Origin of the sequence: Priestia sp. FSL W8-0524 (assembly GCF_038005965.1) — a bacterium.
GTDB lineage: Bacteria > Bacillota > Bacilli > Bacillales > Bacillaceae_H > Priestia > Priestia zanthoxyli.
Genome location: NZ_JBBOUG010000001.1, coordinates 3,072,378 through 3,085,289 on the forward strand (window position 1 = coordinate 3,072,378; position 12,912 = coordinate 3,085,289).

A 12,912-nucleotide genomic window follows, 5' to 3' on the forward strand; every position below is an offset into this window, starting at 1 on the left:
CGGGGAAAGTGGAAGAAGTAAGACCTCGCAGGAGCGTATGCGACGAGGAGACTCATCGGCCGCCCGCGGAAAGCGAAGTCTTGCACGGAAACCAACAGGCGTGTCACAAGCAATCCATACGAGCTCCTTTGTCCCTTTTTTCGTCTTTAGATTGGGTAAGTGTATGTCTGAACCTCTTTTTTTAACGAGCCAACAGCTTTTCAGTAACGCGCAAAAACATCTTTACTCCAACTTCAAGCGAGGCTTCATCTACCGTAAATTTCGGATGGTGATGAGGGTATACAGCGCCTTGTTCTTCATTTCGCGCTCCAATGTTAAAAAAAGCTCCTTCCGTTTCCTGCAGGTAAGCTGAAAAATCTTCTCCTCCCATTTTAGGAGACAGCGTTTTAACACGTTCTTTTCCATATTCTTCGATAGCCGTTTCTTCAATTAAACGCGTAATTTCTTCAGAGTTAATGACGGGATGGTAGCCTTTTTCATATGTGAAGGTGTACTCTGCACGGTAGGCTTCTGTTAGTCCTTTTACAATCCGGTCGATTTGTGCCGGAACTCTTTCTCGTAGAGCGGCGTCAAAGCTTCGAACGGTACCGTTGAGCTCCACTTTATCAGGAAGCACGTTATGCGTAGTTCCTCCGTGAAATTGTGTAACCGATACGACTAATTTATCGATTGGGTTCGTCGTTCTTGAAACAATTGTTTGCAGGTTCGTAACAATTTGCGCTCCTACAACAATAGCATCAACTGCTTCATGAGGCGCTGCGGCGTGTCCTCCTTTTCCTTTAATCGATATATTAAACGTGTCAGGCGAAGCCATCATAGGACCTGCAAGCACGCCGATTTCTCCGACGGGAAGACCAGAATTCAAATGTGTACCAATTACATAATCCACACCTTCCATCACGCCTTCTTTCACAAGTTCCTGCGCTCCCCCGGGCAGCAGCTCTTCTGCGTGTTGAAAAATCAATCGAATTTCTCCTTTAAATTCATTTCCTAGCTGAGAAAGTACAGAAGCTACTCCTAGCAAAATAGCCGTGTGACCGTCGTGACCGCATGCATGCATCACGCCTTTATGAACCGAAGCAAATGCAAACGTGTTTTCTTCTTCAATCGGCAGCGCGTCCATATCCGCTCGAATCGCAACCACTTTTCCCTGCTCTTTTCCTACTAATCTAGCCACTACGCTTGTTGGTGTAAGACGCGTAATGACAAAGCTTCCAAACGAACGAAGCGTATCTTCAACAAACTGAGCCGTTCGATGCTCTTGAAACGATAATTCAGGATAGCGATGAAAGTGTCTTCTCCACTCAATTACCTGCTTTTTTAAGCTTTCTGTTACGCTGTATTCACCGATTGATTTGACTGTCATAAACAAACTCCCCCTTTGTTTGACTATATCGATTGGCTGGAACGGAAAGATTTAAATTTCCGCGCAGCATATCGCTTTCATATGAAGTGTCGTAAAGCCCACGCTCTTGTAAGATAGGCACCACTTTTTCCACAAATTGATGAAACGTCTCGCTCATAAACGGACGAAGCACAAATCCATCCGCTGCTTCCTGCTCATGCCATTTTGCATTTCATCCGCTACGTGCTCAGGTGTTCCTGAAAACGGCGAACGAGGCAAAATTGTTTCAAGCGCGACTTCTCTTAACGTTAATTTCCTAGCAGCCGCCGGTTGTTTAATTTTATTTGTAGTACTTTGAAAGGCATTGGCTCCGATATCCCATAAATCTGGAAACGGTGCGTCTACGTCAAATTGATGAAAGTCGTAGTCATCAAAAAAACGAGATAGATATGTAATGGCATGATCAATTGGAATTAAAGCGGCAAGCTCTCTATATCTTCTTTCTACATCTTCCTTGCTATCTCCTATAATGAAATCAATACTTAAAAAAAAGAGATGCTTTGATTGTTCAAAGCATCTCCAGTCGTCTGGTCGATCGGTTTTAAATAGCTGTTTAGTTGACTTATCTGCATGTTATACCTACTATCCGGGTAAGTCAAATCATCTTTTCAAATATGTAGTTTTATTCCTTTAAAACTATAACCACATTTCCTACCTTATGTCCGGTCTCTACATACTCATGAGCTGCTGGAATTTGTTCTAAAGAGTAACATCTATCAATCACTGATTTTATCCTCTCTTCTTCCATCAGCTTTTTAAGAAGTAATAAATCTTCCGTCTGCACTTTCGCAATTCCTTGCCCTTCTACTGAAACAAAGCGTCCATTTAGAGTTAACGCTTCCTTACACTGGTTTTTTGTAAGTTTTCCAACGGCATCAAAAATAAGATCATATCTTTCTTCTTTTTTAATAAAATCTTCGTTTTGGTAGTCGATGACGTAATCTGCTCCTAAAGATTTTACTAATTCCCTATTTTTAGCGCTGCACACGCCTGTCACTTCGGCTCCGTAATGGCTGGCAAGCTGTACAGCGGCAGTTCCTACGGCGCCTGAAGCACCGTAGATAAGCACTTTTTGTCCGGTTTGAATGTTTTCTTTTCTAAAAAAATGCAGAGCCGTCGTGCCGCCAAAAGAAATAGAGGCGGCTTCTTCATAGGTTACATTCTCTGGCTTTACGGCTATTGTCCCTTTTTCTGGTAGGCAGATATATTCCGCATATCCTCCGAATTTCATCCCTGTCATCGCAAAAAGCTGATCACCTTTTTTGAACTGTGTGACGTTCTTTCCGACTTCTTCTACTTCTCCAGCCAGCTCTACGCCTAGTATTGGTTTTCTAGGCTTCCGTAATCCTAAAACTATTCTCATAGGAAGCCATAATAATAGTGGACTATTAAAGCTCCTCACTCTGCAGTCGCCCGATGTGACCGTGGTGGCATGAACTTTTATCAGTATTTCATTCTCTTTCGGATCCGGCTTTTTCACTTCTTTAAGCTTAAGAACATCTGGTTTACCATACTTTGTACATATCATTGCTTTCATAACAGCTCTCCTTTTTTCACTAGCGTTCAATATATGTTTATAAGCTATGCTCGTCAAAAGCTATTCTTTCACATTTTATAAAGAACGCCGGTGAATCTACTGTCACATATGGTAAATAAAAGGATATTGCTATAAAATAAGTATAAAAACAGAAAGCGTGGTACGTGTTATTGTTTAAACTTCTTTTAATTGAAGACGACGCAACGCTGTTTAACGAACTGAAAGAGCGTTTGGAGCAATGGTCGTATGATGTTTACGGCATTCGTGATTTCAGCAGCGTTATGCAGGAATTTAGTGAAGTAAAACCTGATTTAGTTATTATGGATATTCAGCTGCCAAAGTATGACGGATTTCACTGGTGCAGAATGATTCGCTCTCATTCAAAAATCCCTATCATCTTCCTATCTTCACGTGATCATCCTTCTGATATGGTGATGTCTATGCAGTTTGGAGCAGACGACTTTGTGCAAAAGCCGTTTCATTTTGATGTGCTTGTAGCAAAAATACAGGCCCTTCTTCGCCGCGTGTATAATTACAGCGTTGAACAAGTAAACCTTCTTTCGTGGCAAGGAGCAACGATTGATTACGAAAAAAATAAAGTATCAGCGGAATCTAAAGCTATTGATTTAACCAAAAATGAAATCTTTATTTTAAAATGCTTAATCCATAAAAAAAATACGATTGTAAGCCGAGATGAACTGATTAATAGTTTGTGGGAAGATAAACGGTTTATCAGTGACAACACGCTGACAGTAAACGTCAATCGCCTGCGAAAAAAGTTAGATGAAATTGGACTAGGAACGTTTATTGAAACAAAAGTTGGTCAAGGCTACGTAGCGATTGAAGAGGAATGCTATGATTAAACTCTTTATTCGCGAGCGTCTAAGCTGGATTCTTTTCTTTTTTATGATGCACTTTTTTATTCTTTTTATCGCTTATATTGATAGCTCCATTCCTGTGTCTTCGATTCTTTATATCGTGTTTATATCATCAATTGTCTTTCTTATTTTTTGCGTCTTCCGCTATCATAAAGAAACGAAATTTTATCAAGGGTTAAAAGATGAAGAGGATTTCTTTGATTCTTCTACTCTTTCTCATCCGCTGCGCCCCTTTGAAAAGATTGTTCAGCGAAATCTGATGCAACAATTAGAACAAGCGAAAAAAGATGGCGTGCAGACTCAGCTGTACGTGACGCAGGAAAAAGATGAACTGTTAGCTTGGATTCACGAAATTAAAACGCCGTTAACTGCGATGCATTTAATAATTGAACGCTTAGAAAATCGAGAAGTTAAAGCGAACTTGACGTTCGAATGGCTTCGTATTCACCTTTTACTTGATCAGCAGCTGCATCAAAAGCGCATTTTCTTTATCGAAAATGATATGTATATTGAACATCTGGATTTAGAGTCCCTTATTTTCAACGAGATCAAAACGCTGCAAGCTTGGTGTATGCAAAAAAATATTGGGTTTGATTTGGATTTACAGGCAGAACACGTACTGTGTGACGCAAAGTGGCTTTCGTTTATTATGAGGCAGCTCTTAACAAACGCAGTCAAGTACAGTGAAGAATCTGATGTGATGATTAGAAGCTACGAGCACCACGGTCAAGTGTACATCGAGGTAAAAGATAACGGACGGGGCATTTCTCCTCAAGATATGCCCCGCATTTTTGAGAAAGGTTTCACCTCCACTACGCAGCATGAAGACAGCCGTGCCACAGGCATGGGCTTGTATCTCGCTCAAAAAGTTGCGCGCGCTCTTTCGATTCACATTGGCGTGAAGTCAGTTCTTAACGAAGGCACGACATTTACGCTTGCCTTTCCTAAATCAAATGATTTTGTTGAGATAAAAAGCATGTGACAAAAATGTCACATGCTTTCGTCATTTGTTCGGTGAATCAAAGGAAAACGAAATTCCCTTTTTTTATAATAAACGTATCGAATCAAAGGAGTGAATACATATGAACATATTAGAAGCTACTAATATTCATAAAAGCTACGGAAATAAATTTAATAAACAAGAAGTATTAAAAGGTGTAGATATTACCATTATGAAAGGAGAATTTGTAGGAATTATGGGCGCTTCAGGCTCAGGTAAAACGACGCTTCTTAACGTGCTTTCTTCAATTGATAAAATCAACGGCGGAACCATCAAAATTGAAGGAAATGAAATTAGCAGAATGAAAGAAAAGCAGTTAGCAAACTTTCGAAAAACACATTTGGGCTTTATCTTTCAAGACTATAACTTGCTTGATACGCTGACAGTCAAAGAAAATATCCTCTTGCCGCTTTCTGTTGTCAAAACTCCTTCAGCAGTAGCTCACAAAAAATTTGACGCGCTAGCCAAACAGCTTGGCATCTACGAGCTGAAAGACAAATATCCAAATGAAATTTCGGGCGGACAAAAACAGCGTACCTCTGCCGCAAGAGCCTTTATTCATGAGCCAAGTATGATTTTTGCTGACGAACCAACCGGTGCACTTGACTCAAAAGCAGCCAGCGATTTGTTAAACAAACTGACCGAGCTTAATAACAAAAGAAGCGCAACCATTGTGATGGTAACGCATGACCCAGTGGCAGCCAGCTACTGCAGTAAAGTCATTTTTATAAAAGACGGACAAATTTATACGCAGCTGTATAAAGGCGACCAAACGCGAAAAGACTTCTTTGAAGATATTATGAAAACGCAAGGCGTACTGGGCGGAGTTCAAGATGAATATTAATCAGCTCATTTTCCGCAATTTCAAAAAGAATGTAAAAAACTATTATTTATACGTTTTTGCACTGGTTTTCAGCGCAGCTTTATATTTTGCTTTTGTCACGCTGCAGTATGATCCTGCTCTTGATGCAACCAAAGGTTCCATTAAAGGAGGCGCAGCCGTTCGGGCCGCTTCTGTTTTACTTGTAGCCATCGTTTCTATCTTTCTATTATATGCAAATACGATTTTCATTAAGCGGCGCAGTAAAGAAATTGGCTTATTTCAGCTAATTGGCATGACCAAAACAAAAATTTTTCGTATTTTGACGGCTGAAAATTTTATGCTGTATTTTACCTCGCTGATTGTCGGCATTTTAATCGGGTTTTCGTTTTCAAAAGTAATCATCATGATTTTATTTAAAATCACCGATACAAAAGGCATTGCCAAGCTTCATTTTTCTGAAGAAGCCTTGATTCAAACGCTGATTGTGTTCGGCGTTATCTATTTGCTGATTATGACGATGAACTATCTTTTTATTAAAAGACAGACCATTTTGGCTTTATTCCGCGTTACTTCATCGACAGAAAGCAAAACGAAAAAAATCAGTATACTTGAAATTATTATTGGAATTCTTGGCATGATCTTTATTGCTTCCGGCTACTATATTTCTGCTAAATTGTTTGACGGATCTTTTACAAGCATGAATGCTTTGTCCATCGCAATGGTATCCATTTTAGCTTCGGTTATCATCGGAACCTATTTGTTTTATAAAGGGTCCGTTCGCTTTTTATTAAATCTTATGCGAAAAAGCAAAAAAGGCTATTTGTCGATTAACGACGTATTATCTCTTTCTTCCATTATGTTTCGGATGAAATCAAACGCACTGTTACTAACGGTGATTACAACCGTATCCGCTCTTGCTATCGGTTTTTTATGCTTGAGCTACATTTCCTATTACTCTGCTGAAAAGTCGGCTGGAGACTATGTACCTAACGATTTTTCTATCAATAATACAAAAGACGCTACTTTGTTTAAAGCGGCGCTGGATCAAAAGAAAATAGCATACACAGAAAAAAAGATCGACGTCATCCAAGTAAAGGCAAACGTAAAAAACATCTTAGAAAATAATTTGGAAGGCCCGATGGTAGACTCGTCCGCTATGGTTTTTTCAGTTGTTAGCGAAAAATCTGTTAGTGGTGTAAAGGTAGCTCAAAATGAAACTTTGTTTACCGGCTATAATGATATGCTTCAACGAGTAAATTCATTTAAAGATTCCGGAGAAATTGAGCTAATAGGAAAGAAAAAAATCATTCCGCAAAAGTATATAGGTTTAAATCGAAAATTTCTCTTATCTACCTATTTTACGAGCGGTATGCCTACTGTGATTGTAGACGATTCTGTGTTTAATGAACTGGAAAAAGACGTGAATCCTTCTGTGCAAAAAGAATCTTCTGTGTACACAGGGATAGATATATCACAAAAAAATGACTTACCAAAAGCAAATGAGATTTTCAAAGAAATGAAATTGGGAAATCATACTTTCAATGATTCGCGTATCGAAACGGTAAAAAGCCAAAAGCAGACTATGGGTCTAATCATGTTCATTGTCGCTTTTCTAGGACTGGCATTTTTAATCACATCAGGGTGCATTCTTTACTTCAAGCAAATGGACGAAAGTGAAGATGAAAAGCCAAACTATACAATTCTTAGAAAGCTAGGCTTTACCGAAAAAGACTTACTAAACGGAATAAAAATAAAGCAGCTCTTTAATTTCGGCATCCCGTTAGTCGTAGGCTTGCTTCACAGCTATTTTGCCGTACAATCCGGCTGGTTCTGGTTTGGAACAGAGGTTTGGACACCAATGATTATCGTCATGATTGTCTATACGGCCCTGTACTCTATTTTTGGTATTTTATCTGTTCTTTACTATAAAAAAATTATTAAAGAAGCTCTTTAAAGATAAAAAGCACAAGCTATAGCTTGTGCTTTTTATCTTTACATGTCATTAATTGCTGGCATTTTCTTTATTTCCCTGACTGGCTGCATGTAAAAAACCTTCTAGTCGCTTTTTGACAAACGGCCACTCGTCATCAATTACACTGAAAATAACCGAATCTCGTACGTATCCATCAGGTAAAACCATGTGTTTTCTGGTGATGCCTTCTTGCGTGGCACCTAACCGTTTAATAGCCGCTCTAGACCGCTTGTTTCGCACATCCGTTTTGAATTGAACGCGGTGAAGCTTCAGCTCTTCAAAACAGTATTTTAATAATAAATACTTACACTCCGTATTGACTCGAGTTCGCCACACGGATGGATGATACCACGTCCACCCTATTTCGACACTTTTGTTGGGAAGTGATATATCTAAAAATCTTGTGCTTCCTACAATCGAATGTGACTCTATATCAAACACAGCAAAAGGCAGCTCTCTTCCTTCCTGCTTTGCTTTTAAAGCACTTGCGATCAGCCGTTTCATATCACTTAGACGATAAACTTTTACCGGGAGATGCTCCCAAATTTCTTTCGGTTTTGCAGCTTCATAGAGTCCTTGCTCATGCATTTTTTCAAGCGGTACTAGTTTTACTTTGGGTCCTACAAGTTCAACTGACTTTAGCATAACCTCGCTCCTTTTCGATGCGTTTAAAGAAAATGTTAATACAGGTATACGTACTGAAAAAGGGTCAGTTTCTGCTTATTGTAGGGTATCACTTTCAGCATAATACTAGTTATCAGCTAAGTTTTTTTCGAGAAAATCACTTATTGATTGGAAGGCTTGGTCCGCTGATTCTTTATTAAAGGTTTGTGAAAAAGGATTCATAAACCCGTGAAAGCCGTGAAACTTTTTAACTTCCAAAAGCGGCTCTCTTTTTTGCTTTAATGAATTTATTAGATAGTCCACGTTAAATGCTTCCTCTTTAGTAGGAAAAATAAGAAGAGTTGGACAGACAGGACGTCTATTTATATAGTCTCTAATGCGCGATCCGTAACAGCCAATCACAAAGTTACACAAATTGTTTTCACTGCATAGCCACGATATTGTGGCTCCTACACTGAATCCCATGATCCCTACTTCTTCATATTCTTGTTTTAGCTGAATTAACATGTTAGTAATTTGTTTTGAACCCTCGTCAATCCCAATGTTTTGAACAAAGTTCTGATAAGCAATTGCTTCTTCTTCATAACTATAAGAAATGTCTCTAGATAATAAGTTAGGGCAGATAATATCTGCCCCTAACTTAGACAATTTCTCTTTCATCAACTTCATATGATCGTTCACACCGTATATTTCATGAATTAATAAAATCGCTTTATTTGATTTTTTCATTTCTTTTATAAAACAGTCGTTTCTCTCGCCAGTTCACGGTGCAATACGTCTCCCATGCGCTTCATGCCTTCTACGATTTGCTCCGCAGACATATTGGAATAATTCAAGCGCAGCGCGTTGTTTCTTGTACCGTTTGGAAAGAAAGGAGTTCCCGGCACGCAGGCTACGTTATTTTTTAGACATTCTGAAAAGATATGTGCTGAATCGATTCCTTGGGGCAGTTCCACCCAAATAAACAATCCGCCTTCTGGCTTACTGTAAGACAAATTCTCTGGGAAAAATTCTTCAATACACGATAACATTTGCGTACATCGCTCTTTGTATACGGCTTTGATTTTTTGAATGTGCTCTTCGATATCGTAAAGCTCCATGTACTTAGCCGTTACCCGCTGAGCAAAGCTGTCTGTATGCAAGTCAGCCACTTGTTTAAACGCCACGTACTTATCAATGAAAGCTTCGTCTGCACACACCCAGCCGATTCGAAGACCTGGTGCAAAGATTTTAGAAAATGTGCTGATATAAATAACTCTGCCTTCTGTATCAAAATGCTTAACCGGCGGCAGCGTTTCTCCTGCAAATCGAACGCCTCCGTATGGATTGTCTTCTACAATCAGCACGTCGTATGCATTCGCAAGCTCAATCATTCGCTGACGTCTTTCGCGCGTTAAGGTGCGCCCTGTAGGATTTTGAAAATCAGGAATTGTATAAATAAATTTAGCATGCGGATTTTCCTGAAGCTTTTTCTCTAGCTCTTCCATAATCATTCCGTCTTCGTCCATGTCTACTTCTACAAACGTTGCATTGTAGGATTTAAAGACGTTGATGGCTGCTAGGTACGTTGGACTTTCACAGATTACCACGTCTCCGTCATCAAGAAACAGTCTTCCTGTAAGATCAATTGCCTGCTGAGATCCGGACGTAATTAAAATGTTTGAAACAGTGGACTCAATGCCGATATGCTTCATTCGTGTCGAAATGGCTTCTCGTAAAGGAATATACCCTTCAGTTGTACTATATTGAAGCGAAGCGGCTCCGTCTTCATTTAATACGGCGCGGCACGCATCGTTCATTGCTTCAACGGGAAACAGTTCCGGCGCGGGAAGTCCTCCTGCAAACGAAATGACTTCTGGTCGTTCCGTTACTTTTAAAATTTCGCGTGTTTCAGAGGATTTTACAAGACTAGCTCGTTGGGCAAATTTATCTTTCATTGATGATCATTCCTTTTCTAGATTTTAAACTTTTAATAACAAATTAATTATTCGAATAGTCAGAAAAATTAAAGTGCACTCTTCTATCCATAAAATCAGACAGCTTTTACAGCTTGCAAGATGCCTTTTTAACAGACAACTAGCATGTGCATGCTTTCTGATTCTCCCTTTCTCCTTTCAATATATTTTTCTCATTCACTATTTGTAATACAAATCAAAGGTCGTACGATAATTATGGCCTTATATTTAATGTATGTTAAAAAGGATAACATAAAATTCAAATAAATAAACAATAAATTCTACAAATTCTTAATTTTTTATACAAATATATTTATCTTAGTAAACTATTTTGTAAGATTTCTTTCCCTTTCTACTCGTTAAATAGGTTCATTAGGCAATTCTAAACCTAAAATTTAACAATTTCTATTGACTATATATATCATTAAATGATATATATTAATTAACGATATATCGTTTAATGATATAAGGAGGTTGAATATGCCGCGAAACGATTCATTAGAGACGGGGGAACTTACCGACACGTCCTACTACATCTTAGTGTCGCTCTTAGAAGCAAAACACGGATATCTTATTATGAAAACGATTGAAGATATGACCAATCAACAGTTTTCGATTGGACCTGCATCTATGTACACTACAATTAAAAAGCTTCTTGCAGCTGAGTTAATTATGCTTTTTAGCGAAAGCAAAGACAAAAAGAAAACGTATGTTACAACGGAAAAAGGAATTCAGTTTTTAAAAAAAGAAATTCAGCGCCGTAAAGAAATGATTAAACACGCTGAAGATGCTTTAGGAGGTTTATAAATGAAAAAGACAAAATACATAATGAGCGGCGGAACGGCTTTTGCAGAGCAAGAAGATTTACAAAAGCTCAGCGAGTATGCTAAAAAAGGCTGGCTTTTAGATCGTTTTGCATTTTTAGGATATATCTTAAAAAAAGGAGAGCCTCAAGACCTTCAATATTCACTGGATTTTCAGGAAAATGCAGATGATGAATATTTTCTGCTTTTTAAAGATGCTGGATGGCAGCACGTTTGTTCAGAGGGGAATGCAATACATATTTTCAGCGCACCTCCGGGAACAAAACCTATCTATTCCGATATAGAGACCATTATTGACAGATACAAACGAGAAAAGCATCTCGTAGGGAAAGCAGCGCTATCTATTCTTGTTGCTATGGTGTTTTTTCTGCTTTTTAACGCTATGAGCTCATACGGCTGGCTACCGGAAGCAGTAGGAATGATTAGCGACATTTTATTAATAATTTCAACAGTGCTTCTAATATTTCCAGGACTTCCTTACCTAGCGTATCAGCATAAGTTAAAAAAACTTCGTAACATTTAAAAATTCCCTTTTCATTGACCTGCCGTATAAAACCCTTTATAATCCTTATTAACTCGATAAGATTTAAAGGTTTTAGTACAGGAGTGATGAAAAGTGAAATGGTTTCATTTACTGTTTAATGAACGATGCCCTAAATGCAAGCAAGTGTTAAATACATCAAAATCTAACGCACTTCACGCTACGGTAGTGAAGGTGTGTCCGTCTAACCACTATCAAAAAGAATTTCATCCTGCACTTGAAACGTATGTGGAAAGCGATGAAGTGCTATAAAAAAAGCTATGGGAATCCATAGCTTTTTATAGTAGCCCCCACCAAATCTTAATTGCCGTTGCTAAAATCAAACCGGCAAGAATCCACTGAAGCACTTTTGTATTCATTTTCTGACCAACTTTTGCACCGATTGGAGAGGCAATTAAACTTGCAGCAACTAAAATAAGTGCCGGTATAAATGGGACTTGATGCGTCACCAGCTTTCCAACCGTTGAACCAATGGAAGAAATGAAGGTAACGGCCAGTGAAGTTGCGATGGTTATTCGAGTTGGAATTTTAAGCACCACAAGCATCACAGGAACCAAAATAAAGGCTCCTCCTGCTCCTAACACGCCTGCTACGGCTCCGATAAGCAGTGATAAAATAGAAGCTAACCCTTTATTGAATTGAAGTTCGCCTTCTTTTATCTCATCTACATTTTTCTTTGGAATAAACATCATAACAACAGCAATAAGAGCTAAAACTCCATATACAACATTTAATCCTTGTTCACTCATATAATGTGAGAGGTAGCTTCCAAGCATGCTCCCAATTAGAATATTACTGCCCATATATAAAATTAATGATTTATTTAAAAATCCGCTTTTTCGATACGCCCATACGCCGCCTATTGTCGCAAAGAATACTTGAATGGCTCCTGCACCTGAGACCTGATGAGCCGTTAATGCTCCGACTCCTACCAATGGGGGAATATACAACAGCATCGGATAATTAATAACAGACCCGCCAATACCGACCATACCGGAAATAAACGACCCCATAAATCCAATAAGAAAAAGCGTGATGATAAAGGTAAGATCCATCTATAGTCGCTCCATTTCATATAAGGAAAGGGTACCTTTTACAAGAGATACCCTTTTCGTCCATTATTTCTTATCCTTTTTTAATCCAAAATTTAAGAACGTCGCCTTCTTCTGTATGAAGAAGCTCGTGACCGCCAGATTTTGCCCAAGCTGCAAGGTCATTTTTCGCCCCTTTATCCGTTGCGTGAATTTCTAACACTTGACCTGCTTCTAGTTCATTCATTGCTTTTTTTGTTTTAACAATTGGCATTGGACATGCCAGCCCTTTTGCATCTAGTACTTTATTTGATTCCATTTC

At 38.8% G+C, this 12,912-nt stretch carries 15 protein-coding genes; 7 read left to right on the top strand and 8 right to left on the bottom strand.

Annotated elements, in window-relative coordinates; translation table 11 throughout:
* Positions 1-181 precede the first annotated feature (181 nt).
* The 3 genes from NST66_RS15910 to NST66_RS15920 form a co-directional block, all read right to left on the bottom strand.
* On the bottom strand, positions 182-1,366 hold the full coding sequence (locus tag NST66_RS15910; protein ID WP_340843495.1) for a M20 family metallopeptidase: 1,185 nt from the start codon (positions 1,364-1,366) through the stop codon (positions 182-184).
* The gene (locus NST66_RS15915; RefSeq protein ID WP_340843496.1) at positions 1,344-1,538 is read right to left on the bottom strand and encodes a hypothetical protein; all 195 of its coding nucleotides are present in this window, start codon (positions 1,536-1,538) and stop codon (positions 1,344-1,346) included. Before NST66_RS15915 ends, NST66_RS15910 begins: the two co-directional genes overlap by 23 nt.
* A 489-nt stretch (positions 1,539-2,027) precedes the next feature.
* A complete protein-coding gene (locus tag NST66_RS15920; RefSeq protein ID WP_221815769.1) occupies positions 2,028-2,942 on the bottom strand; it encodes an NAD(P)-dependent alcohol dehydrogenase in 915 nt (304 codons plus the stop codon).
* Between the two features lie 170 nt (positions 2,943-3,112).
* Here NST66_RS15920 and NST66_RS15925 point away from each other — a divergent pair, with 170 nt between their 5' ends.
* From NST66_RS15925 to NST66_RS15940, 4 genes are all read left to right on the top strand, one after another.
* Positions 3,113-3,805 carry a response regulator transcription factor gene (locus NST66_RS15925; protein WP_340843773.1) on the top strand — a complete coding sequence of 231 codons (693 nt, stop codon included), beginning with the start codon at positions 3,113-3,115 and terminating at the stop codon, positions 3,803-3,805.
* A complete protein-coding gene (locus tag NST66_RS15930) occupies positions 3,798-4,802 on the top strand; it encodes a sensor histidine kinase (RefSeq protein ID WP_340843497.1) in 1,005 nt (334 codons plus the stop codon). Before NST66_RS15925 ends, NST66_RS15930 begins: the two co-directional genes overlap by 8 nt.
* 100 nt (positions 4,803-4,902) lie before the next feature.
* A complete protein-coding gene (locus NST66_RS15935; protein WP_045290669.1) occupies positions 4,903-5,664 on the top strand; it encodes an ABC transporter ATP-binding protein in 762 nt (253 codons plus the stop codon).
* The gene (locus NST66_RS15940) at positions 5,654-7,597 is read left to right on the top strand and encodes an ABC transporter permease (RefSeq protein ID WP_340843498.1); all 1,944 of its coding nucleotides are present in this window, start codon (positions 5,654-5,656) and stop codon (positions 7,595-7,597) included. Before NST66_RS15935 ends, NST66_RS15940 begins: the two co-directional genes overlap by 11 nt.
* A gap of 48 nt (positions 7,598-7,645) precedes the next feature.
* Here NST66_RS15940 and NST66_RS15945 read toward each other — a convergent pair whose 3' ends face one another.
* The 3 genes from NST66_RS15945 to NST66_RS15955 all read right to left on the bottom strand — a co-directional run bounded on the left by NST66_RS15945 (position 7,646) and on the right by NST66_RS15955 (position 10,176).
* Positions 7,646-8,260 (bottom strand): GNAT family N-acetyltransferase, encoded by a 615-nt coding sequence (locus NST66_RS15945; RefSeq protein ID WP_340843499.1) that lies wholly within the window; start codon positions 8,258-8,260, stop codon positions 7,646-7,648.
* A 105-nt stretch (positions 8,261-8,365) separates the two neighbouring features.
* Complete coding sequence (locus tag NST66_RS15950; RefSeq protein WP_221777928.1) at positions 8,366-8,968, bottom strand: dienelactone hydrolase family protein; 603 nt, start codon at positions 8,966-8,968, stop codon at positions 8,366-8,368.
* 5 nt (positions 8,969-8,973) lie between these two features.
* Complete coding sequence (locus NST66_RS15955; protein ID WP_088048638.1) at positions 8,974-10,176, bottom strand: aminotransferase-like domain-containing protein; 1,203 nt, start codon at positions 10,174-10,176, stop codon at positions 8,974-8,976.
* 498 nt (positions 10,177-10,674) lie between these two features.
* Between NST66_RS15955 and NST66_RS15960 the strand changes: the two genes are divergently transcribed.
* The 3 genes from NST66_RS15960 (at position 10,675) to NST66_RS15970 (ending at position 11,811) form a co-directional block, all read left to right on the top strand.
* Positions 10,675-11,001, top strand: coding sequence for a PadR family transcriptional regulator (locus tag NST66_RS15960; RefSeq protein ID WP_340843500.1), 327 nt, complete (start codon positions 10,675-10,677; stop codon positions 10,999-11,001).
* Positions 11,002-11,541: a DUF2812 domain-containing protein gene (locus NST66_RS15965; protein ID WP_340843501.1), complete on the top strand. Its 540-nt coding sequence runs from the start codon at positions 11,002-11,004 to the stop codon at positions 11,539-11,541.
* A gap of 93 nt (positions 11,542-11,634) precedes the next feature.
* Positions 11,635-11,811: a hypothetical protein gene (locus tag NST66_RS15970; RefSeq protein ID WP_168761041.1), complete on the top strand. Its 177-nt coding sequence runs from the start codon at positions 11,635-11,637 to the stop codon at positions 11,809-11,811.
* Positions 11,812-11,837: 26 nt separating this feature from the next.
* Here NST66_RS15970 and NST66_RS15975 read toward each other — a convergent pair whose 3' ends face one another.
* Together NST66_RS15975 and NST66_RS15980 are read right to left on the bottom strand one after the other, a co-directional pair.
* Positions 11,838-12,614 carry a sulfite exporter TauE/SafE family protein gene (locus NST66_RS15975; protein ID WP_088048714.1) on the bottom strand — a complete coding sequence of 259 codons (777 nt, stop codon included), beginning with the start codon at positions 12,612-12,614 and terminating at the stop codon, positions 11,838-11,840.
* A gap of 70 nt (positions 12,615-12,684) precedes the next feature.
* The gene (locus NST66_RS15980) at positions 12,685-12,909 is read right to left on the bottom strand and encodes a sulfurtransferase TusA family protein (protein ID WP_042992027.1); all 225 of its coding nucleotides are present in this window, start codon (positions 12,907-12,909) and stop codon (positions 12,685-12,687) included.
* Between the last annotated feature and the right edge of the window lie 3 nt (positions 12,910-12,912).